The organism is Cryptosporangium sp. NPDC051539, from assembly GCF_044454545.1.
In the GTDB taxonomy this organism is placed as follows: Bacteria; Actinomycetota; Actinomycetes; order Mycobacteriales; family Cryptosporangiaceae; genus Cryptosporangium.
This window is the reverse complement of sequence record NZ_JBITDV010000003.1, coordinates 436,116-456,789: the sequence shown is the minus strand read 5'-3', so window position 1 is coordinate 456,789 and position 20,674 is coordinate 436,116. Positions and strand designations below refer to the sequence as shown.

19 protein-coding genes and 1 pseudogene are annotated in these 20,674 nt (G+C 71.8%); 10 read left to right on the top strand and 10 right to left on the bottom strand.

What is annotated here, in order from left to right:
- Positions 1–36 precede the first annotated feature (36 nt).
- Positions 37–810: a hypothetical protein gene (locus ACIBZJ_RS12395; protein WP_395928589.1), complete on the top strand. Its 774-nt coding sequence runs from the start codon at positions 37–39 to the stop codon at positions 808–810.
- A 51-nt stretch (positions 811–861) separates the two neighbouring features.
- Here the strand turns inward: ACIBZJ_RS12395 and ACIBZJ_RS12390 are convergent, their stop codons facing one another.
- The gene (locus tag ACIBZJ_RS12390; RefSeq protein ID WP_395928587.1) at positions 862–1,371 is read right to left on the bottom strand and encodes an Lrp/AsnC family transcriptional regulator; all 510 of its coding nucleotides are present in this window, start codon (positions 1,369–1,371) and stop codon (positions 862–864) included.
- A gap of 60 nt (positions 1,372–1,431) precedes the next feature.
- On the opposite strand from ACIBZJ_RS12390, the gene ACIBZJ_RS12385 reads away from it, so the two are divergent.
- Both ACIBZJ_RS12385 and rnhA read left to right on the top strand, forming a co-directional pair.
- Positions 1,432–3,093, top strand: coding sequence for an alpha-keto acid decarboxylase family protein (locus ACIBZJ_RS12385; protein ID WP_395928585.1), 1,662 nt, complete (start codon positions 1,432–1,434; stop codon positions 3,091–3,093).
- Between the two features lie 48 nt (positions 3,094–3,141).
- Positions 3,142–3,579 (top strand): annotated as a pseudogene (rnhA, locus tag ACIBZJ_RS12380) (ribonuclease HI); the annotation flags it as partial.
- Between the two features lie 140 nt (positions 3,580–3,719).
- Here the strand turns inward: rnhA and ACIBZJ_RS12375 are convergent.
- Positions 3,720–4,751 carry a hypothetical protein gene (locus tag ACIBZJ_RS12375; RefSeq protein ID WP_395928583.1) on the bottom strand — a complete coding sequence of 344 codons (1,032 nt, stop codon included), beginning with the start codon at positions 4,749–4,751 and terminating at the stop codon, positions 3,720–3,722.
- Positions 4,752–4,862: 111 nt separating this feature from the next.
- Between ACIBZJ_RS12375 and ilvA the strand changes: the two genes are divergently transcribed.
- Complete coding sequence (gene ilvA / locus ACIBZJ_RS12370) at positions 4,863–6,110, top strand: threonine ammonia-lyase IlvA (RefSeq protein ID WP_395928581.1); 1,248 nt, start codon at positions 4,863–4,865, stop codon at positions 6,108–6,110.
- Here ilvA and ACIBZJ_RS12365 read toward each other — a convergent pair.
- The gene (locus ACIBZJ_RS12365; RefSeq protein WP_395928579.1) at positions 6,107–6,562 is read right to left on the bottom strand and encodes a MarR family winged helix-turn-helix transcriptional regulator; all 456 of its coding nucleotides are present in this window, start codon (positions 6,560–6,562) and stop codon (positions 6,107–6,109) included. The two genes, ilvA and ACIBZJ_RS12365, sit on opposite strands and share 4 nt — an antisense overlap.
- 63 nt (positions 6,563–6,625) lie before the next feature.
- Here ACIBZJ_RS12365 and ACIBZJ_RS12360 point away from each other — a divergent pair, with 63 nt between their 5' ends.
- Entirely contained in the window at positions 6,626–6,994 is a 369-nt protein-coding gene (locus ACIBZJ_RS12360; protein WP_395928577.1) for a VOC family protein, read from the top strand.
- 19 nt (positions 6,995–7,013) lie between these two features.
- On the opposite strand, the gene ACIBZJ_RS12355 is transcribed toward ACIBZJ_RS12360, so the two are convergent.
- Entirely contained in the window at positions 7,014–8,666 is a 1,653-nt protein-coding gene (locus ACIBZJ_RS12355; protein WP_395928575.1) for an FAD-binding dehydrogenase, read from the bottom strand.
- Between the two features lie 118 nt (positions 8,667–8,784).
- Here ACIBZJ_RS12355 and ACIBZJ_RS12350 point away from each other — a divergent pair, with 118 nt between their 5' ends.
- Positions 8,785–9,810 carry a 2-dehydropantoate 2-reductase gene (locus ACIBZJ_RS12350; protein ID WP_395928573.1) on the top strand — a complete coding sequence of 342 codons (1,026 nt, stop codon included), beginning with the start codon at positions 8,785–8,787 and terminating at the stop codon, positions 9,808–9,810.
- On the opposite strand, the gene ACIBZJ_RS12345 is transcribed toward ACIBZJ_RS12350, so the two are convergent.
- Positions 9,782–10,687, bottom strand: a complete 906-nt coding sequence (locus ACIBZJ_RS12345; protein ID WP_395928571.1) for an LLM class flavin-dependent oxidoreductase — start codon at positions 10,685–10,687, stop codon at positions 9,782–9,784. The genes ACIBZJ_RS12350 and ACIBZJ_RS12345 overlap by 29 nt on opposite strands.
- A 65-nt stretch (positions 10,688–10,752) precedes the next feature.
- On the opposite strand from ACIBZJ_RS12345, the gene ACIBZJ_RS12340 reads away from it, so the two are divergent.
- Both ACIBZJ_RS12340 and ACIBZJ_RS12335 read left to right on the top strand, forming a co-directional pair.
- Entirely contained in the window at positions 10,753–11,511 is a 759-nt protein-coding gene (locus tag ACIBZJ_RS12340; protein ID WP_395928569.1) for a helix-turn-helix domain-containing protein, read from the top strand.
- 4 nt (positions 11,512–11,515) lie between these two features.
- Positions 11,516–12,283, top strand: a complete 768-nt coding sequence (locus ACIBZJ_RS12335; RefSeq protein ID WP_395928567.1) for a glutamine amidotransferase — start codon at positions 11,516–11,518, stop codon at positions 12,281–12,283.
- On the opposite strand, the gene ACIBZJ_RS12330 is transcribed toward ACIBZJ_RS12335, so the two are convergent.
- The 4 genes from ACIBZJ_RS12330 to ACIBZJ_RS12315 form a co-directional block, all read right to left on the bottom strand.
- Positions 12,237–12,635, bottom strand: a complete 399-nt coding sequence (locus ACIBZJ_RS12330; RefSeq protein ID WP_395928565.1) for a PPOX class F420-dependent oxidoreductase — start codon at positions 12,633–12,635, stop codon at positions 12,237–12,239. The two genes, ACIBZJ_RS12335 and ACIBZJ_RS12330, sit on opposite strands and share 47 nt — an antisense overlap.
- Positions 12,636–12,687: 52 nt before the next feature.
- A complete protein-coding gene (locus ACIBZJ_RS12325; RefSeq protein ID WP_395928563.1) occupies positions 12,688–13,596 on the bottom strand; it encodes an NAD(+)/NADH kinase in 909 nt (302 codons plus the stop codon).
- 13 nt (positions 13,597–13,609) lie between these two features.
- Positions 13,610–14,770 carry an MFS transporter gene (locus tag ACIBZJ_RS12320; protein WP_395929101.1) on the bottom strand — a complete coding sequence of 387 codons (1,161 nt, stop codon included), beginning with the start codon at positions 14,768–14,770 and terminating at the stop codon, positions 13,610–13,612.
- Between the two features lie 167 nt (positions 14,771–14,937).
- Positions 14,938–15,501, bottom strand: a complete 564-nt coding sequence (locus tag ACIBZJ_RS12315) for a MarR family winged helix-turn-helix transcriptional regulator (RefSeq protein WP_395928561.1) — start codon at positions 15,499–15,501, stop codon at positions 14,938–14,940.
- 32 nt (positions 15,502–15,533) lie between these two features.
- Between ACIBZJ_RS12315 and ACIBZJ_RS12310 the strand changes: the two genes are divergently transcribed.
- Positions 15,534–16,295, top strand: coding sequence for a helical backbone metal receptor (locus ACIBZJ_RS12310; RefSeq protein ID WP_395928559.1), 762 nt, complete (start codon positions 15,534–15,536; stop codon positions 16,293–16,295).
- Between the two features lie 278 nt (positions 16,296–16,573).
- On the opposite strand, the gene ACIBZJ_RS12305 is transcribed toward ACIBZJ_RS12310, so the two are convergent.
- Positions 16,574–17,284, bottom strand: a complete 711-nt coding sequence (locus tag ACIBZJ_RS12305) for an Hsp70 family protein (protein ID WP_395928557.1) — start codon at positions 17,282–17,284, stop codon at positions 16,574–16,576.
- A gap of 95 nt (positions 17,285–17,379) precedes the next feature.
- Between ACIBZJ_RS12305 and icmF the strand changes: the two genes are divergently transcribed.
- Positions 17,380–20,649 carry a fused isobutyryl-CoA mutase/GTPase IcmF gene (icmF, locus tag ACIBZJ_RS12300; RefSeq protein ID WP_395928555.1) on the top strand — a complete coding sequence of 1,090 codons (3,270 nt, stop codon included), beginning with the start codon at positions 17,380–17,382 and terminating at the stop codon, positions 20,647–20,649.
- Positions 20,650–20,674 lie beyond the last annotated feature (25 nt).

Genomic DNA, 20,674 nt, shown 5'->3' with positions numbered 1-20,674 from the left:
GTATCCGACCGATTCGATACGGATACGGAGGACGCCATGTCGACCGGGCTAACCATCGCTCTCGTCGTGGTTGTGCTCTTAGCTCTCGTGGTGGCCGCTGTGCTGGTGACGCGTCAGCGTGCGGCACGGCGTCACGAGAGGGCGGAGCAGCGCCGGTTGCAGGCGCAGGAACACCTCGAGGAGTCCAAGGCGCGGGCCGCACGGGCCGAGGCCGAGCGGGCCGCCGCCGAGCAGCAGGCGGCGCAGGCGCGGGCTCGTCGCGCCGAGGTCGAGCAGGAAGTGGCGCGCGAGGAGCGGGCCGCGGCCGAGCGTCGTCAGAAGGCCGAGGCCGAGCACGCCGAGGCCGAGCGGCTGGCGCAGCGGGCGCGCGAGCTCTCGCCCGACATCGATCTTGACGGCGCACCCGGTGACCAGCGGATCCAAGACGTGGACGAGGCTCACGCGTCGGCGCTCCGGGAGGCCCCGGTACACGCCGACCGCACCCGCCGCCGCGAGCGGCTGGCCGGCACCGACGAGCGAGTCCCCGTCGCCGACCGGGTCCCCGCCGACCGGGTCCCCGCCGACCGGGTGGACGCCGACCGGCACGACCCGGTCGAGCGGGTGGAGCGCGAGCGCGCCGCCGAGCAGGTCGACGCCGACCGCACCGAGCGGGTCGAGGCCGAGCGGCTCGAAACCGACCGGACCGGGGCCGACCGGACCGGGGCCGACCGGACCGGGGCCGATCGCACCGAGGCCGAGCGCGTCGGCGCCGACAAGCCCGAGCGCCACGGGTTGTTCGACCGGTTCCGCCGGGACCACGCCCACCACTGACCGAGCGCACGTCTCGCACCGCCCCGGGGAGCTCAGCTCCCCGGGGCGGCCTCACTCCACCGACCGCTCCAGCAGCGGACGCATCCGCCGGGAGATCAGCTCCCGCGCCGCGAGGCTCGTACTCGTCCGCATCACCCCGTACGACCCGACGATCAACCGGGTGACCCGGTGCAGATCCTCCGGATCCCGCGCCACCACCCGCGCGATCAGATCCGCGTCCCCGGTCACCGCGTGCAGCTCCAGCACCTCCGGAACCGCCGACAGCGCCTCGACCGTCGGATCCAGCTCTCCCTGACTGATCTGGATTGACACGAACGCCAGCAGCGTGAACCCCATCGCCTCGGGCCGCACCCGGGCCGTCGGCGGCACCAGCACCCCGTCGGCCTCCAGCCGCCGCTGCCGGGCCTGCACCGTGTTCCGCGCGAACCCCAGCTCCTCGGAGAGCGCTGTCACCGTGGCGAGCGGCTCCTCGTCCAGTGCAATCAGAATTGACGCATCGGTTCGATCGACAATGCGCGTTTCGCTCAAGCGTGACCCCCGAACGGCCCTCAGATAAAGCATTTTGCTTAGCAAGAACCGTACAACTTGTCGATCCGTCACAACGACGGCAGGTTGAAGCACATGGGCGTTACTCGCGAGGTCACCGTTGCGGAATATCTGGCCGAGCGGTTACGCCAGCACGGCGTCGCGCACCTCTTCGGAGTTCCGGGCGACTTCAACCTCGAACTCCTCGACCGGATGCTCCGCGGCGGCCAGCAGCGCTGGGTCGGTTCGCCGAACGAGCTCAACGCCGGGTACGCCGCCGACGCCTACGCCCGCCGCCGCGGCCTCGCCGCCGTCGTCACCACCTTCGGCGTCGGTGAGCTGAGCTGCCTCAACGCGATCGCCGGCGCCTACGCCGAGCAGGTACCGGTCGTCCAGATCACCGGCGCACCGGCCACCGGCAGCAGCGGGAAGCTCCTCCACCACACGCTCGCCGACGGCGACCAGGGCCACTTCGCCCGCGCCTATCGCGAGGTCACCGCCGCGACCGAGGTGCTGACCCACGAGAGCGCCGCGTCCCAGATCGACCACGCGCTCGCGACCGCGCTCGCCCTCTCCCGGCCGGTTTACCTCAGCGTGCCGGTCGACGTCGCGTCCGCCCCGGCCGACGCCCATCGCCTGGCCACCCCGGTCTGGACCGAGCCGGTCGACGCCCCGGCCCTGGCGGCGTTCGCGAACGCCGCGCGGGCACTGCTGCGGGCCAAGGACGGTCAGGTCACGGTCATCGCCGGGCACGGTGTCGAGCGCCGGGCCGCGACCCGGGAGCTCCGTGCGCTGGTCGAGGCCGGCCCGCTGCCCTTCGTCACGCTGGTCTCGAGCAAGGGAGTCCTCAACGAGGACCACCCGTGCTTCGCCGGGGTCTACTGGGGTGACCTGGGGGTCAAGTCGGCCCGGAGGGCCGTCGACCAGGCCGCGGTGCTGATCACGGTCGGCACGCTGATGACCGACGCGGTCGCGGGCATGTTCACCGCCCGGGAGGACCCGGCGCACACGATCGACGTCCGCGGCACCACCGCGGTCGTGGCGGGCGAGGCGTTCGAGGGTGTCCCGATGCGCGCCGCGCTGGCCACGCTCACCGGGATGGCCGGCGATTACGCGACCCTGCCGGCCGCCGGACTGCCCGCGTCCTCGATCCTCGGCCGCCGCGCCGAGGACGAGCACGGCCCGGTCACCGACGCGCTGACCCAGATCTCGCTCTGGGAGAGCCTGGAGGAGTGGCTGCCGGCCGGTTCGGCGCTGCTGACCGAGATCGGGACGTCGTTCTGGGGTGCGGTGGGCATCACGTTCCCGCCCAACACCGCGTTCGTCGCGCAGCCGGTCTGGAGCTCGATCGGGTACACGCTGCCCGCGACGCTCGGTGCCGGCCTGGCCGAGCCGCACCGGCGTCCGGTGCTCGTGATCGGCGACGGCGCGGCCCAGATGACCGCGCAGGAGCTCGGCACGATCGCCGCGAGCGGTCTGGCCCCGGTCGTGCTCGTCGTCAACAACGCCGGTTACACGATCGAGCGGGTCCTGCGCAGCCCGGAGGCGCCGTTCCACGACGTCGCGCCGTGGAACTGGAGCGGTCTCGTCCGGTCGGTGGCCCCGCACGCCCACACCTACCGCGCGACCAGCCGCCGGGAGCTGCGCCAGGCGCTGGCCGCGGCGACCGCGGCGCCCGACAGGCTGGTGTTCATCGAGGCCGTGCTGCCGGCCGCCGACACCCCGCCGATGCTGAAGCGCCTGGCCGCGGCGACGTAACACCGGTCGGGGTAGCTTGTGGCCGTGGCGGGAGCAGAGACGACGCGGGTGCAGATCTGGACCGACGGAGCGTGCAGCGGAAACCCGGGGCCGGGCGGCTGGGGCGCGCTGCTGCGCTACGGCGAGACCGAGAAAGAGCTGTGCGGCGGTGAAGCCACCCCCACGACGAACAACCGGATGGAACTCACCGCCCCCATCCGGGCGCTGAACGCGCTCACCCGTGTGTCCGTGGTCGACCTGCATACCGACAGCACGTACGTCCGCAACGGGATCATGTCGTGGGTGGCGAACTGGAAGCGCAACGGGTGGCGGACGAAGGACCGCCAGCCGGTCAAGAACGAGGACCTGTGGCGCGAACTCGACGTCGCGGTCGGGCGGCACGACGAGGTCGTCTGGCACTGGGTGAAGGGTCACGCCGGCCACGTCGAGAACGAACGCGCCGACCGGCTCGCCGCTCGCGGCCAGCGCGAAGCCCTGGTGACCGCGGGCGTTCCGGTGGCGCCGTTGCCGTCGCCGCGAGTGGCACGGGCTCCCCGGGCGGCGGTGAACGTCGACGGGGCCCGGTGCGCAGCTACGACGAAGGTCGGCAAGCCGTGCCCGATCACCGCCCGCCCGTCGGGGTTCTGTCACGTGCACGACCCCGCGGTGCTCTGCGGCGCACCGACCAGACGGGGCGCCCCGTGCGGTGTCGCCACCGGCGGCGGTCGCTGCCCGGCGCACGACTCGGCCGGCTCGGTCAACGGATGAGGACAAAACCCGCTCCGGCGTTCGGCCCGGCCGAACGCGGTCGGGACCGCCACCGGGGTGCGGCCGCGGTCGGGTGGCTCAGCCGAGGGCCCGGCCCAGCATGGTTCTGAGGCGGGAGTAGCGTCGCTCGACCAGGCCTCGTGCGGGTCTCCGGGCCAGGCGTAGATCGGGTGGCCCTCGCGGACCATGTCCAGCACTTCCGGATGGCCGAGGTCACGTGACGCGTGTTCGTACAGACGCTGGGCCCTGGGCAGGATCACGCCGTAGTCGATCAGATGGCCCAGCCGGTTCTCCCGAGCCAGGAACCAGCCGACTTTCTCGTCCGGGAGGGGATACGTCCCCGGCAGGATGTTGTGCAGGGACAGGAAGACGCCCGTCCATTTGCGCCGCGGATCCCCGAGCCACGGGGCCAGCCGCGCGAACCGGCCGGCCGCGAGACGCGGGTCGGACAACAGCGAATCGGCGTAGAGCACCCGGATCATCGCCACGTCCATGAAGAACCGTTCGGCGGGCTTCTCGGCCTCGGCGAGTTCCCGGTGCTCGACGTATCCCGCGATGATGCTCGAGTTGTGTGCGCGGTACCACGTCCGCGGTGACGGGCCGCGGAGGAACTCGATCCATCGGCGCACGGGCAGACGCACGTCGGTCTCCCGGCCGGTGCGGTGCCGGCACTCGCCCTCGATCGCGTCGCGGAGGAGGCTCTCGTTGACCGCGCGCCACCACGGGCTGCCGGTGTCCGGAGCGAGCACGCCCCGTCGGAGCTGCCAGTGCATGAACGCGAGTTCAGCCCGCCGGTAGGACCGGATCGAGGCCTTCTCGTAGTACCGCGCGGCCAGCGCCAACCGGGCGTGCGGGTCGTCACGCACCGCCGCGGTCAGCGCGGCGGCCTCGTCCGCTTCGGATCCCGGCACGCGGCTCACCTTAGGCCGCGCTTCACCGGACGGCCGCCGGCGGGCCCGAACGTTGGGACGCGGCCCGGGGGCGGGTGGGTAGGAGCACCGCCGAGCGGTAAGAATCGGGGTGTGACGACAGTTGACGCGGACGCCGTCGAGGCGGCCTCGGTCCGGTTGGGTGCGGTCGTGTCGCGGACGCCGCTCGAGCGCAACGCCCGGCTCTCCGCGCGGGTCGGCGCCTCGGTGTGGCTGAAGCGCGAAGACCTGCAGGTGGTGCGCTCGTACAAGGTGCGCGGCGCCTACAACCTGATCGCCCAGCTCGACGAGCGCAGCCGGGCGCGCGGTGTGGTCTGTGCCAGCGCCGGTAACCACGGCCAGGGCCTCGCCTACGCGTGCGCCGCGCTCGGCGTCCGCGGGAAAGTGTTCGTGCCCCGGCCGACCCCGCGGCAGAAGCGGGACCGGATCGCCGCGCTCGGCGGCGACGCCGTCGAACTGGTCGTGTGCGGTGACAGTTACGACGAGGCCGCCGCCGCGGCCGCCGCGGACGCCGAGCGGACCGGCGCGACGCTGGCGCCGGCGTTCGACGACCCGCGGACGATCGCCGGGCAGGGGACCGTCCTCAAAGAGGCGTTCGAGCAGCTCGACGAGGTGCCGGACGTGGTCGTGATCCCGGTCGGCGGCGGGGGCCTGCTGGCCGGGTCGCTGGCCTGGCTGCGGGAGCGGTATCCGGCCGTCCGGGTGATCGGCGTGGAGCCGGCCGGGGCGGCCGGCATGGCGGCGGCGTTCGCGGCGGGCGGGCCGGTGCCGCTGGCCGACCTGGACGGCTTCGTCGACGGAGCGGCCGTACGGCGGGTCGGCGATCTGACGTATCCGCTGGTGTCGCGGCTGGGCGCGGAGCTGGTGCAGGTGGCGGAGGGACAGGTCTGCATCGAGATGCTGGCGCTGTACCAGTCGGACGGCATCATCGCGGAGCCGGCCGGTGCGCTGGCGCCGAGCGTGCTCGGGACGGTCGTCGACATCGAGCCGGACTCGACCGTGCTGTGCGTGCTGTCGGGGGGGAACAACGACGTGAGCCGGTACGCCGAGGTCGTCGAGCGGGCGCTGGTGCACGAGGGCCGCAAGCACTACTTTCTCGTGGAGTTCCCGCAGGAGCCGGGTGCGCTGCGCCGGTTCCTGGACGAGGTGCTCGGCGCGGACGACGACATCACGCTGTTCGAGTACGTGAAGCGGAACAACCGCGAGACCGGGCCGGCCCTGGTGGGGATCGAGCTGGGGCGGGCCGAAGATCTGGAGCCGCTGCTCAAGCGGATGTCCGAGGCCCCGCCGCGGATCGAGCGGGTCGAGACCGACAGCCCGCTGTTCGGATTCCTGGTCTAGCTCGCGTCGGCGCCGCGCAAGGAATGGATCATGCTCCGCAGGATCCCGAACGCGGCTGACTGTTCGGGCTCGCTCAGACCGGCCAGCATTTTGACCTCGACGGACCGGACCGCTACCGTCGCCTTTTTCAACCTCCGCCTGCCGCCGGGCGTGAGACGGGTGGGGAGAACCTTGCCGACGGGTGCCTCCGCCGGCCTGGTCACGTAGCCCTCTCGTTCGAGGTTCTGGAGCAGCACGTTCATCGACTGCCGGGACACGAACGCGCCCCGTGCGAGGTCGGAGTTCGAGAGGCCCGGCCGCTGAGCCAGCAGTTCGAGGCAGGAGTACTGGGTCACGGTCAGCCCGAGCGGCCGGAGCACCTCCTCCATGGCGGCGCGCAGTGCGCTCGACGCCTCTTTCAGCAGGTAGCCCAGTGACGTCTCCAGGTTGACGCCGACATCGTCTTGACGCATGTCAGTATCTTGACATACGTTGGGTCGTGTCAGGCAAGTTGACATACAAGAAGGAGCTCGATCATGCCGGTCACCGGCCCCGACTTCATCTCACTCCAGGCACGCGACCTCGGCGCTTCGCAGGCGTTCTACGAGCAATACCTCGGGCTCGTCCGTTCGCAGGCCGGGCCTGCGCACGCGGTCGTCTTCGAGACGAAGCCGATCGCGTTCGCGCTGCGGGACATCGTTCCCGGCACGGATCTCGCGTCGGAGGCGCAGCCCGGTATCGGGGCGGCCATCTGGCTGCACGCCACCGACGTCCAGGGGATTCACGATGCTCTCGCCGCCGACGGGCACACGATCGTGTCCGCGCCGATCGACGGGCCGTTCGGCCGGACGTTCACGTTCGCCGACCCCGACGGCTACCAGATCACCCTGCACGACCGCGCCTGATCACCGACGCCGGAGGCGGCTACCCGACCGCCGACGCGGCCGCGCGGCCGGCCGTGCGGCCGCTGAACAGGCAGCCGCCCAGGAACGTGCCCTCCAGGCTGCGGTAGCCGTGCATGCCCCCTCCGCCGAACCCGGCGACCTCGCCGGCGGCGTACAGCCCCGGCACCGGCGTACCGTCCGCGCCGAGGACCCGGGCCGACAGGTCGGTCTGCAACCCGCCGAGCGTCTTCCTGGTCAGGATGTGCAGCTTGACGGCGATCAGCGGCCCGGCCCCCGGGTCGAGCAGGCGGTGCGGTGACGCCACCCGGATCAGCCGGTCGCCCCGGTACGCGCGGGCGCCCCGGAGCGCGGTGATCTGCAGGTCCTTCGTGAACGGGTTCGCCATCTCGCGGTCACGGGCCATCACCTGGCGCTCGATGTCGCCGGCGTCCAGAAGAGGGGAGTCGGTGAGCTTGTTCATGCCCGCGACCAGGTCCGGCAGAGCGTCCGCCACGACGAAGTCGACGCCGTTGCGTTTGAAGGCCTCCACCGGACCGGGGGCGCCCGCCCGGACGCGCTGCAGGAGCAGCCGGACGTCCTTGCCGGTCAGGTCGGGGTTCTGCTCGGAGCCCGACAGGGCGAACTCCTTCTCGATGATCTTCTGCGTGAGCACGAACCAGGTGTGGTCGTGCCCGGACCGGGCGATGTGCTCCAGCGTGCCGAGCGTGTCGAAGCCGGGGAACAGCGGCACCGGCAGCCGCTTGCCGGTCGCGTCGAGCCAGAGTGACGACGGCCCGGGCAGCACCCGGATGCCGTGGCCGGGCCAGATCGGGTCCCAGTTCGTGATGCCCTCGGTGTAGTGCCACATCCGGTCGCGGTTGACGACCCGGGCGCCCGCGGACTCGCTGATGCCGATCATCCGTCCGTCCACGTGCGCCGGGACGCCGGTCAGCATGCTCTTCGGCGGCGCACCGAGCCGCTTCGGCCAGTTCTGCCGCACCAGGTCCTGGTTGCCGCCGATGCCGCCCGCGGTGACGATCACGGCCTGCGCCCGCAGCGTGAAGTCGCCGACGACGTCCCGGTTGCTCGGCTCGCCCCGGTTGGTGTCGCCCGGCGCGAGGATGCTGCCGGAGACGCCGGTGACCGTGCCGTCTTCGGTGAGCACCGTGTCGACGCGGTGCCGGAAACGCAGGTCCACCGCGTTCGAGGCGCGGACCCGGCGGATGAACGGCGCGATGAGGCCGGGCCCGGTGCCCCAGGTGAGGTGGAAGCGCGGCACCGAGTTGCCCGGGCCGGTGGCGTCGTAGCCGCCGCGCTCGGCCCAGTTGACCAGCGGGAAGATCCCGATGCCCTGCTCCTTGAGCCAGGATCGTTTCTCGCCGGCGGCGAAGTCCACGTAGGCCTCGGCCCAGCGCCGGGCCCAGACGTCCTCGTCGTCGAGGCGGTCGAAGCCCGCGGTGCCGAGCCAGTCCTGCCAGGCGAGCTCGTGCGAGTCGCGGATGCCCATCCGGCGCTGCTCCGGAGAGTTCACGAGGAACAGGCCGCCGAACGACCAGAACGCCTGGCCGCCGAGCGAGGCGGCCGGTTCCTGGTCGAGCAGGATCACCGACTTGCCGGCGTCGACGAGTTCGGCCGTGGCCACCAGCCCGGCGAGCCCGCCGCCGACGACGATGACGTCCGCATCCGTAGTCATGGGCCAACCCTGTGGGGTCGGCCGGTCGGCGTCAACGACCTGCGAAGCGTGGTTGTCAGCGGGTGATGAATCTGGGGGTTTCGTGCCCTCGGCCCACGGCGATCAGCACAATCGGCTCGTGGCGAACCGGATCGTGGTGTTGGGCGCGGGCCTGATCGGGCTCTACGTCGGCGGGTTGTTGCATGCGGCGGGTGCTCCGGTGAGCCTGATCGGGCGGAGCCGGATGCGTGCGCTCGCGGAAGGCCCGCTGGTGTTCAGTGGGATCGACGGGCGCCGGGTGGAGCTTCCGGCCGGGGCGCTCGACTACTCGGAAGACCCGGTGGCGCTGGCCGACGCCGGGCTCGTGCTGGTCACCGTGAAGAGCGCCGATACCGGCGACGCCGGGGACCTGATCGGTTCGATCGCACCGCAGCGTCCGGCCGTGCTGAGCCTGCAGAACGGCATCGGCAACACCGACGTGCTGCAGACGCGGCTGCCGGACTACGACGTGGCGCCCGGGATGGTGGCGTTCAACGTCGCGGTGCCGGAGCCGGGGCGGCTGCACCGGGCGACCGATGGCGGGCTGATGAGCGCGCGGATGCCGGCTCTCCTGCCCTGGCTCCCGGCATTCGAAGCGGCCGGGTTGCCGCTGGTGATGCGGAACGATTTCGCGCCGGTGCAGTGGGGGAAGCTGATGCTGAACCTCAACAACGCGGTGAACGCGCTGTCCGGGGTGCCGCTGGCGGCCGAGCTCGCGCAGCGTCCGTACCGGCGGGTGTTCGCGCTGCTGGTCGCCGAGGCGCTGAAGACGCTGCGCGCCTCGGGGATCGTGCCGGCCCGGGTCACGCGGGTGCCTCCGCAGGCGTTGCCGATGCTGCTGCGGGTGCCGGACGCGGTCTACCGCCGGATCGCAGGATCGGCGTTCGCGATGGACGCGGAGGCCCGGTCGTCGATGTGGGAGGACCTGAACGCGGGCCGGCGCACCGAGGTCGACTACCTCAACGGAGCGGTCGTGCGCCTGGCCGACCGCGCGGGCCGCACCGCGCCGTACAACGCGGCGATCGTCGAGCTGATCCACGCCGCCGAGTCGGGCACGCTGCCCGCCTACACCGCTGACGAGCTCTACGCCCACCTGGCTAGTAGCGGCCCGGAACGGCCTCGGTGAGCAGCTCCAGCTGGGCTCGTTGGGTTTCGAAGTCCAGAGCGGCGATCCGGATCACCAGGTGCCTCGCACCCGCGGTCACGAACTCTCCCAATACCGACCGCACGTGCCCCGCCGGACCCGCCACCAGCAGCTGGATCGTCGAGACCACCGACAGCGGCATCCCGTACGCGGCCCGCACGTAGGCGTCCAGCGCGGCCGAGCCGTCCGGTGTGATCAGCACGGTCACGAACAGCGCCGGCGTCACGTCGCGGCCCCCGGCCCGCACCGCCTGCAGGCCGGACGCGTACGTCGACGCCGACGGTGGATACGGCAGCCACCCGTCGTAGAGCCGCCCGGCCCGCTCCAACGCCGACGGCGACGCCCCGCCGAGCCACACCGCGGGGCCCGCCGGACGGAACGGAGGCAGCACCGGAGGCACCTGCTCCGGAGGAGAACCGAACTCCACCCGTCGCCCGGCCCAGAGCGACCGCCACAGCCCCACGGTCTCGTCCAGCCGCGCGAACCGTCGCTCCCACGGCACCTCGGAGATCGCGTACTCCCGTTCCGACCGACGCGGGAACCCGGCCCCGACCGCCACCGTCAGCCGTCCTCCGGACAGCCGATCGAGCGACGCCAGCGCCGACGCGGTCTGCACCGGACGCCGCAGCGACGGCAACAGCGTCGCGGTACCGAGCCCGACGCGCCGGGTCACCGCCGCCACCGCCGACAGCACGGTCAGCGGTTCGACGACCGGGCGCAGCAGCGTGTCCCCGACCCATACCGACGAGAACCCCAGCGACTCGGCCGTCACCGCCAGATCGAGCAGCGCGCGCACGTCCTGCCCGTCGGACCAGGAGGGCAACGTCGTCGGTAGCACCACGCCGAGAGAGACAGTCATGCGTCCAGCCTGCGCACGCCGACAATTCCCTCGGGGGAATCGACGCTCCTGATAGACACCGGGGCATGGACTTCCCGACGGCGCTCCGGACCCGCCGGCGCACCCGCCGGATCAGCCAGCTCGACCTCGCGATCCGCGCCGGTACCACCCAGCGTCACCTGAGCTTCCTGGAGAGCGGGCGGTCGGCACCCGGCCGCACGCTCGTCGTCCGGCTGGCCGAGTCACTCGAACTCCCGCTGCGCGAGCGCAACGAGCTCCTCACGGCCGCGGGCTACGCCCCCGTCTACCCGCAGACCCCGCTCGACGAACTGACCGCCGTGCGGACGGCTCTGCGTCACGTCCTGGCCGGCCACGAGCCGTACCCCGCCGTCGTCGTCGACCGCTACGGCACCCTGGTGGACGCGAATCGAGCACTGGGAATCCTCACCGAGGACGTGGCCACCGAACTGCTCACCCCGCCGGTGAACGTGTACCGGCTGGCCCTGCACCCGCACGGAATGGCCCCGAGGATCCGCAACTTCGCGCAGTGGGCCCAGCACGTCGTCGACAACGCCCGGCACGAGTTCGAGCGGCATCCCTCGTCACGGCTCGAGGCGCTGCTCGAGGAACTCGGCGGCTACCTGCCCGATCACACGCCGGGCCGGGACCACGTCGGATTCGCGGTGCCGCTCCACCTGGCGTCGAGCCGCGGCGAACTGCACCTGACGACGACCGTCACCACGTTCGCCACCGCGCTCGACGTCACGGTCGCCGAGCTGAAGCTGGAAGCGTTCCTGCCCGCCGACGAGCCGACCGCCGAGTTGCTCAGGCACGCCGTACTGTGACCGGGTGAAGCCGTTCCTGCTGCTGGCCACCCGAGCCGAGGACGCCGCCGCCGACGAGGAGTACGAGGCGTTCCTGCGCTTCTCCGGCCTCGACGAGCGCGACCTGCGCCGCCACCGCCTGGAGCGCACCCCGCTCGGCGACGTCGACCTCGGCGACTGGTCCGGGGTCCTGCTCGGCGGCGGCCCGTTCAACGTCTCCGACCCTCCCGCGGTCAAGTCGCCGGTGCAGCACCGGGTCGAGAGCGAGTTGCACGACCTCATCGGCCGGATCGTCGAGACCGACTTCCCGTTCCTCGGCGCCTGCTACGGCATCGGGACGCTCGGCGGCCACCAGGGCGGGGTGATCGACCGCACGTACAGCGAGCCGGTCGGCGCGGTCGACGTCACGGTCGTGGCGCCCGACCCGATCTTCGCCGGCGTCCCGGAGACGTTCGAGGCGTTCGTCGGCCACAAGGAGGCGATCCGCGTCCTGCCCGACCACGCCGTGCTGCTGGCGAGGTCCGAGACCTGCCCGGTGCAGGCGTTCCGGATCGGACGGAACGTCTACGCGACCCAGTTCCACCCCGAGCTCGACGCCGACGGGCTGGCCACCCGGGTCGACGTCTACAAGTACGCCGGGTACTTCGCTCCCGAGGAAGCCGACGAGGTCAAGGCGCTCGCGTACGCCTCCGACGTGAAGTACCCGCCCGCGGTGCTGCAGGGCTTCATCGCGAAGGCGCAGAGCGTCAGCCGAGCGCGGAGTAGTGCACCACGGTCGGCGTCACGCGGATGATCAGCCGGGTCTCGTCGTCGGATTCCCCCGGCGGCTCGATCCCGAGGTATTTCCGCGAGAGCGCGCTCGGCAGCGACTTCCCCGGGTCGGGTAGCAGCTCCGCGGTCCCGCGGACCTCCGCGCCGACATAGGGGTTCCCCTCGTCGTGGACCGCGATGCTCACCCGCGGGTCCCCGGCGACGTTGCGTGCTTTCTTGCGGTGGTCGAGCACCGAGAACAGCAGCGCGTCGGCGTCCCTCAACACCCAGAGGACGCTCGTCTGCGGTGATCCGTCGGGGTTGAGCGTCGCCAGCGTCGCGAAGTTGCGCCCATCGAACAGTGCCCGTACGTCCGGGCTCAGAGTCACCGTCACCCGACCGATCCTCGACCGCGGGCCGGGGCCCGCGGAAGAGGGCACATTCATGTCACCGCTCCAGGCGCGCCCGGTACGACGCCGGGATCAGCTCCCGCAGTTCCTCCGGCAGCAGCGGCAGGTCGAGCAGGCTGAGCTTCACGTAGCTGCGCTGCCGGTGGGTCTCGGAGTCGAGCCGGACGACCAGCCCGGCGCGGGGTTCGAGCCGCACCTGCACGCTCCCGCCGCGGGTGACGTGGGCCAGCGCCCGGCCGTCCACCTCGAGCGCGACGTCACCGGAGTCCGGCATCATGTCGAGGCGCACCGGTTCGCCGGCGGAGAGCACCAGCGACCGGGCGATCCCCGACAGCGGTGCGGTCGGCGTGAGGATCAGGCACTCGGTGGCGGGTGAGATCACCGGGCCGCCGGCCGCGTAGTTGTACGCGGTGGACCCGGCCGCGGTGGCCAGCACCAGCGAGTCGCAGCGGTAGTAGCCGTACCGCTGGCCGTCCACGGCCAGCGATGCCGCCGCCACCCCGGACCCCGGCTGCCGGACGAGCGCCAGGTCGTTGAACGCGACGAACTCCTTGCCGTCGACCGTGATCCGCAGGCAGCTGTGCGGCTCGACCGTGAAGTCCCCGGCCGTGAGGCGGTCCAGCGCCGTCCCGAGCTGGATCGGATCCACCTCGATCAGGAACCCGAGCTTGCCGATGTTGACACCCAGCACCGGACGCGGATCGTCGGCGACCAGCCGCAACGCGCCGAGCATCGTGCCGTCGCCGCCGATGCTGACCAACGCGTCGCAGCGGGTGACGAATTCCTCCGGCGGCAGCGGGCGGACTCCTTCGGGAGCGCGATCGCGGTCGGCTTCGAGGACGTACACGCCGAACTCGTTCCGCGTCGCCCACTCGACCACGGTCGAGGCCACCGGCGTCACGTCCTTGGTCGGATGAAACACCAGGCCGAGCGAGATCTTCTTCATGGCCCCCACCTCATCATGTCCGGGGAAGCCAACGCGGAAGCCGGAGCGCGAGCGCGACCACGGGCAACATCGCGAGCGCGCACAGTACCGGCAGCGAGACCGAACCGGACGCCGCACCGAACGCCGTATAGACGATCAGCGCGACGATTTCGTCCCCGACGGCCGACACCGAGGTCACGGTGGCGCGCGGCCCGGTGAGCGTGTCCTGGAGCCGGGCGCCGGCGATCACGATCCCGGCACCGATCGCGCCGAACCCGACGCTGAGCAGCACGAACCCGGCCGGATGCCGGATCAGCGCGCCGGCCGCGAGCGCCGCTGCCCCGGCGCCGACGAGCACGGCCAGCCGCCGGGGCGCGACCCCGGCGATCCGGCCGCCGAGCTCGGCGCCGACCGCGTAGCCGAGGGCGGGCACCAGCAGCAGGTACGGCAGCACCGACGGGGCCGTGAGATCGACCGCGAGCAGCGCGAAGTACTCCTCGACCGCGGTCGCGCCGCTCAAGATCACCACCGCGAGCACCGCGCGGCCCACGACACGGTCCCGGAGCGCGATCCGGACGCCGGTCCGCAGCGTCGCGAGGTACCCGCTGCCGCTCGCGGCGCCGGCTGCCGGGGCATCCGCGTGACCGGCCTCGTCCTCACCGGCGGTGGTCGGCGGCAGAGCGTCGGCCGGAACAGGTGCACCGTTGGGCAGGCGGGACGCGAGGCAGGCACTGGCGGCGCAGACGGCGACGGACGCCCAGCCGACGGTCGCGTAGCCACCGAACGGGAACAGCGGGCCGGCCAGCGCGGTGCCGGCCAGCGCGCCGGTCGCGGTGAGCGCCTCGGCGCGGCCGAGGATCCGGGCGTAGCGGTCGCTGGCGCCGTGCCGGTCGAGTTCGTCGTAGAGGAGCGCCTCCCAGGTGCCGGAGGAGGCCGCGCCGCTGACGCCCCACAGCACGAAGCCGAGCGCGAAGCCGGAGAACGTCGGCCAGAGGACCCAGGACGCGAACCCCGCCGCGCGGATCGCGTGCGAGGCCACGAGCAGGTGACGCCGGGGAATCCGGTCGGCGAGCGCGCCGGAGGGCACCTCGAGCACGAACCCGGTGAGCGACCAGAGGCCGAAGAGCACGCTGATCTGGCCACCGGACATCCCGGAGTCCACGAACAGCAGCGCGTAGACCGGGTAGAAGGGGATCAGCTCGCTGACGAAGCAGAGGAGCTGTACCTGCCGGGCCAGCCGGCCCGGCGCGTCAGTAGATCAACGTCGTCGTCGTCGCATGCCCCGATCCTCGCACGCCCCGCGATCCATTTACGGCTGGCGGGCGCGAAGGGAATAGCCGGGGTGCAGCCGCGGCCGATCCGTCACGGCCGGTCCTCCTCCGCGTCCTCGAACGCGTTGGGCCAGGTCCGGATCCCGTGGTCGTCGGGGAAGTCGCCCGCGTGCAGGCGGACATCGCGCAGCAGGTCGTACAGCGACTTCATCTGGTCGGGATCCAGCGCGTCCAGCGCGAACCGGACCTCGACCAGCGCCTGCGTCGCCCGCTCGGTGACCGCCCGCCCCGACTCCGTGATCGCCACCAGCGTGGTACGCCGGTCGGTGGGGTGCGGCTCGCGGCGGATGAACTCCTGCGCCTGCAACCGGTCGACGATGTTCGTGATGCTCGTCGGATGGACCATCAACCGCTGGCCCATCTTGCTCATCGGCAGGCTGCCGTTCCGGCTGAAGCACAGCAGCACGAGCGCCTCGTAGCGCGCGAACGTGAGGTTCAGGGGACGCAACGCCGCCTCGATGCGCCCGAGCAGCAGCTGCTGTACCCGCATGATCGAGGTGGCGACGGCCATCGAGTCGGCGTCGTCCCAGCGGGCGCTCCACTTGCGGGCGGCCTCCTCGACCGGATCGAACGGCAGGGAGCTGGGCGCGGCCATGGCTTGCAGGGTAACCGGCCTATCGTCGGGGCATGGCGACGGTGGTGGATGACCTCGGAACGGCGATAACTCTGCGCAACGAGGTCACCCGGGTGGTCAGCCTCGTCCCCTCGCTCACCGAGACCGTGGCGGCGGCGAGGCGGGACCTCCTGGTCGGCGTCACCGACTGGTGCTCGCACCCGGCCGACCTCGACGTCGCGCGGATCAAGGGCACGAAGAACCCCGACGTGCAAGCGATCATCGCGCTGCGCCCGGACGTCGTGCTGGCCAACCAGGAGGAGAACCGCGGGCCGGATCTGGATGCGCTGCGTGCGGCCGGTCTGCCGGTGTACGTCACCGACATCCGGACGGTCCCGGACGCGGTCAGCTCGCTGGATCGGCTGCATGCGGCGCTCGGAATGCCGCGACCGGACTGGCTCGCGGAGGCGTCCGACGAGTGGTCCGCACCCGCGCCGTCGAACAGACCCACGGTGATCGTTCCGATCTGGCGGCGCCCGTGGATGGCCCTCGGGTCCGATACGTTCTCGGGCGACGTCGTGGAGCGGCTCGGGTACCGGAACGTGCTCGGCGACAGCCCGGAGCGCTACCCGAAGTTCGACCCCGGCGCGCGGCCGGACGTCGATCTGGTGCTGTTGCCCGACGAGCCGTACGAGTTCACGCCCGACGACGGCCCCGACGCGTTCCCGGGCACGCCGTTCGCCTGCGTCGACGGGCGGTCGCTGACCTGGTACGGCCCGAGCCTGGCCGGGGCCCGCGCCCGGCTGCTCGCCCGGATCGCTACGTCAGCCGGGTGAACTCCTGGGCGTAGGTCGTCCCGCCTCCGATGATCGCCGCCCGCCCGCGCGCCACGACCGGCCGGACCACCCACCGGTGCCGACGCGCCCGCCGGCCGCGGCCGCCCCACCCCGGTGGGGGATTCCGGCGTCGGCGGGGGTGGCACCCTCCGCCGGGGGCGGGGCTTCGACGCTGCCTTCCGCGACCGCCAGTTCGGGCTGGTCGACGATCGTCGGGGCGACGCCGAACCGCTGGTGAAGTGCGGTGGCCACGGCCGGGATCCGGCTCGATCCGCCGGTCAGGTAGATCGCGGCAGGCGCGACGTCCGCCGAGCGCAGCGCGGCCGGGCCCACAGGGGCCCGCCGACCACCGAACCGAAGTACGCGACGACCGCCGCGTCGACGTCGAGCCCGCCGCAGTCGGGGAGACCTTCCGCGGCGAGTACCTCGAACCCCGAGGAGGTCCTGCGCACCACCGACGCGTCGAACGTCCCGGCGCCGAAGTCGTAGACCAGCGCGGCCTGGCCGACCGCGAGATCGTCGGTGACCGTCGTGAAGTGGTGCGCCGCCGCGACCGGCTCGGGCATCAGACGGACGTTGCCGCCGGCCGCGGCGATCAGCGTCGCCCGGCGGGTCGCGCCCCAGGCCGCCGGGTACGTGAGCACGGTCTCGTCCGGTTCTGCGCGCAGCGTCGCGGCCGCCTCGGAGCGGACCCGTCGCAGCACCGCGCCGATCAGATCGGTCACCGCGAACTCGTTCTCGTCGAGCAGCACGGTCCGGTCGTCGACGCAACGCTTCGGGTTGGGTTCGAACGCGCCGGGGGCGGCTAAACCCGCATGGAGCGCGTCTCGTCCGACCAGCAGGCGTCCGTCCGGCTCGGCGCAGACGGCGGACGGCAGCAGCGGCGAGCCGTCGAAGAGCAGCAGGCGCGGTTCCGGGTGAGGACGATGCAGCACCGCCACGGTGTGCGCGGTGCCGAAATCGATCCCCAGCCGGACCCCGGGTGTCATGGCGCACAGGACAGGGCGCGCCGGAAACTGGACATTGTTGCTCGGTAGTCAGATAGTAGGAAGTCCAAGCATTCTGCTCCGGACGGGACGGATACATGGCGAGGGCTCTGCACACACCGGTCAATCCGGTCCGCTTCGTGACCGCCTCCAGCCTGTTCGACGGGCACGACGCAGCGATCAACATCATGCGGCGGATCCTGCAGGCGCAGGGGGCCGAGGTGATCCACCTCGGGCACAACCGGTCGGTGCGGGAGGTCGTGGACGCCGCGATCCAGGAGGACGTCCAGGGGGTGGCGATCTCCGCCTACCAGGGCGGGCACGTGGAGTACTTCACGTACCTGGTCGAGCTGCTCACCGAGCGGGGCGCGGGTCACGTGAAGGTGTTCGGCGGGGGCGGCGGCGTCATCGTCCCCGAGGAGATCGCGCTCCTGCACTCGCGGGGCGTGGCCCGCATCTACTCGCCGGCCGACGGCCAGAAGATGGGCCTCGCCGCGATGATCAACACGATGATCCGCGCCTGCGACTACGACCTCGCCGCCCCGAAACCGCCGATCCCCGCCACCGCCGACGCCATCGCCGGAACTACCGCCGAGCACGCCCCCGCCGCCGCCTCCCCGCGCCCGCCCGCGCTCGGCATCGACCAGGGTGTCGCGCTGGACGGGCTGTACACCGGGGCGCCGCACGCGATCGCGCGGGCGATCACGATGGCCGAGGCCGGCGAGTTGCCGGAGGCGGTGAGCGCCGAGATCCGGTCCCGCGCCGCGGCGCGTACCGTGCCGGTGCTCGGCATCACCGGTACCGGCGGCTCCGGGAAGTCGTCGCTCACCGACGAGATCGTGCGCCGCTTCCGCCTCGACCAGCGTGACAAGCTCCGCATCGCGGTGCTCGCGGTCGACCCCACCCGCCGTCGCGGCGGCGGCGCGCTGCTGGGCGACCGCATCCGCATGAACGGCCTCGACGGCGACGTCGTGTTCTTCCGCTCGCTCGCCACCCGCGGCGCCGGCCGCGAGCTGCCGGCGGGCCTCGACCAGGCGATCGACGTCTGCAAGGCGTCCGGCTTCGACCTGGTGATCGTCGAGACACCCGGCATCGGCCAGGGCGACGCCGCGATCGTCCCGTTCGTCGACTTCTCCCTCTACGTGATGACGCCCGAGTTCGGCGCCGCCTCCCAGCTCGAGAAGATCGACATGCTCGACTTCGCCGACGCGGTGGCGATCAACAAGTTCGAGCGTCGCGGCGCCGAGGACGCCCGCCGGGACGTGGCCCGCCAACTCGTCCGCAACCGCGAGGCGTTCGGGTCCCAGTGGGCCGACATGCCGGTCTACGGCACCAGCGCCGCCACGTTCAACGACGACGGCGTCACCGCGCTCTACCAGTACCTCCGCGACCAGCTGACCGGCCTCCCGCTCACCGACGGCACGCTCCCGGCCGCGACGAGCAAGACCTCCACGTCCGCCGCGACGATCGTCCCGCCCACCCGGGTCCGCTACCTCGCCGACATCGCGGACGACGTCCGTGAGTATCACGGCGAGACCGACACCCAGGTTGCCGCCGTCCGGCAGCGGGCCCACCTCGCGGCGGCCAAGGCCGCACTCGAAGCCGTCGGTGCACCCACCGCCGACCTCGACCGGCTGCTCGACGCGCAGAGCGAGAACGCGCTCCTGGCGACCTGGGAGCAGACGAAGAGCGACTACTCCGGCGACGAACTCGTCACGCACGTCCGCGACCGCGAAATCCGTACCGCGCTGCGGAAGGAGACGCTCTCCGGCACCAAGGTCCCCCGGGTGGCGCTGCCCAGGGACCCCGACGACGGCGCGCTGCTCCGCTTCCTGCGGGAGGAGAACCTGCCCGGCCGGTTCCCGTTCACCGCGGGTGTGTTCCCGTTCAAGCGCGAGGGCGAGGACCCGGCGCGGATGTTCGCCGGTGAGGGCGACGCGTTCCGCACCAACCGCCGCTTCAAGTACCTGTCGCAGGACTCCGAAGCCACCCGGCTCTCCACCGCGTTCGACTCGGTGACGCTCTACGGCCGCGATCCCGACACCCCGCCCGACGTCTACGGCAAGATCGGCACGTCCGGCGTCTCGATCGCCACGCTCGACGACATGAAGGCGCTCTACGCGGGCTTCGACCTGACGTCGCCCAGCACGTCGGTGAGCATGACGATCAACGGGCCCGCGCCGACGATCCTGGCGTTCTTCCTCAACACGGTCATCGACCAGGAGCGGGAGAAAGGCGGCACCGCCGCCGACGCGCTGCGCAAGGTCCGCGGAACGGTCCAGGCCGACATCCTCAAGGAGGACCAGGGCCAGAACACCTGTCTGTTCTCGACCGAGTTCAGCCTGCGGATGATGGCCGACATCCAGGAGTACTTCATCCGGCACCAGGTCCGGAACTTCTACTCGGTGAGCATCTCCGGCTACCACATCGCCGAGGCCGGGGCGAACCCGATCAGCCAGCTCGCGTTCACGCTCGCGAACGGCTTCACCTACGTGGAGTCCTATCTGGCCCGGGGCATGGACATCGACGACTTCGCGCCGAACCTGTCGTTCTTCTTCTCCAACGGCATGGACGCCGAGTACACGGTCCTCGGCCGGGTGGCGAGAAGGATCTGGGCGATCGCGATGCGCGACCGCTACGGCGCCAACGAGCGCTCGCAGAAGCTCAAGTACCACGTCCAGACGTCGGGCCGGTCGCTGCACGCGCAGGAGATGCAGTTCAACGACATCCGGACGACGCTGCAGGCGCTCACCGCGATCTACGACAACTGCAACAGCCTGCACACCAACGCCTACGACGAGGCGGTCACCACCCCGACCGAGGCCTCGGTGCGGCGGGCACTGGCGATCCAGCTGATCATCAACCGCGAGTGGGGCCTCGCGATGAACGAGAACCCGTTGCAGGGCTCGTACGTCGTCGACGAGCTGACCGACCTGGTCGAGGAAGCGGTGCTGGCCGAATTCGACCGGATCTCCGAGCGCGGCGGCGTCCTCGGCGCGATGGAGACCGGCTACCAACGCGGCCGGATCCAGGACGAGTCGATGCTCTACGAGCAGAAGAAGCACGACGGCTCGCTTCCGCTGATCGGCGTCAACACGTTTCTGCCGCCCGACGGCGGGGACGACACCGGTCCGATCGAGCTGGCCCGGGCGACCGAGGACGAGAAACGCTCCCAGGTGGAGCGCGTCCGGACCTTCCAGGCCGAGCACTCCGCGGAGGCGCGCGAAGCACTGGCGCGCCTCAAGGACGCGGCGATGGCCGGCGACAACGTGTTCGCGGTGCTGATGGACGCGGCGCGGGTGTGCAGCCTGGGACAGATCACGGCGGCGTTCTTCGAGGTGGGAGGGGAGTACCGACGGAACGTGTGAGTCGGTGCGGCAAAACGGGCAAAAG

Bases quoted from the DNA above. Each gene is read 5' to 3' on its own strand.
- ACIBZJ_RS12345 (WP_395928571.1), bottom strand. From the start codon at position 10,687: ATGACTGTCTCTCTCGGCGTGGTGCTACCGACGACGTTGCCCTCCTGG.
- ACIBZJ_RS12305 (WP_395928557.1), bottom strand. From the start codon at position 17,284: ATGACACCCGGGGTCCGGCTGGGGATCGATTTCGGCACCGCGCACACC.
- icmF (WP_395928555.1), top strand. From the start codon at position 17,380: ATGGCGAGGGCTCTGCACACACCGGTCAATCCGGTCCGCTTCGTGACC.
- ACIBZJ_RS12385 (WP_395928585.1), top strand. From the start codon at position 1,432: ATGGGCGTTACTCGCGAGGTCACCGTTGCGGAATATCTGGCCGAGCGG.
- ACIBZJ_RS12310 (WP_395928559.1), top strand. From the start codon at position 15,534: ATGGCGACGGTGGTGGATGACCTCGGAACGGCGATAACTCTGCGCAAC.
- ACIBZJ_RS12315 (WP_395928561.1), bottom strand. From the start codon at position 15,501: ATGGCCGCGCCCAGCTCCCTGCCGTTCGATCCGGTCGAGGAGGCCGCC.
- ACIBZJ_RS12340 (WP_395928569.1), top strand. From the start codon at position 10,753: ATGGACTTCCCGACGGCGCTCCGGACCCGCCGGCGCACCCGCCGGATC.
- ACIBZJ_RS12355 (WP_395928575.1), bottom strand. From the start codon at position 8,666: ATGACTACGGATGCGGACGTCATCGTCGTCGGCGGCGGGCTCGCCGGG.
- ACIBZJ_RS12390 (WP_395928587.1), bottom strand. From the start codon at position 1,371: ATGCTTTATCTGAGGGCCGTTCGGGGGTCACGCTTGAGCGAAACGCGC.
- ACIBZJ_RS12325 (WP_395928563.1), bottom strand. From the start codon at position 13,596: ATGAAGAAGATCTCGCTCGGCCTGGTGTTTCATCCGACCAAGGACGTG.
- ACIBZJ_RS12360 (WP_395928577.1), top strand. From the start codon at position 6,626: ATGCCGGTCACCGGCCCCGACTTCATCTCACTCCAGGCACGCGACCTC.
- ACIBZJ_RS12395 (WP_395928589.1), top strand. From the start codon at position 37: ATGTCGACCGGGCTAACCATCGCTCTCGTCGTGGTTGTGCTCTTAGCT.
- ACIBZJ_RS12365 (WP_395928579.1), bottom strand. From the start codon at position 6,562: ATGCGTCAAGACGATGTCGGCGTCAACCTGGAGACGTCACTGGGCTAC.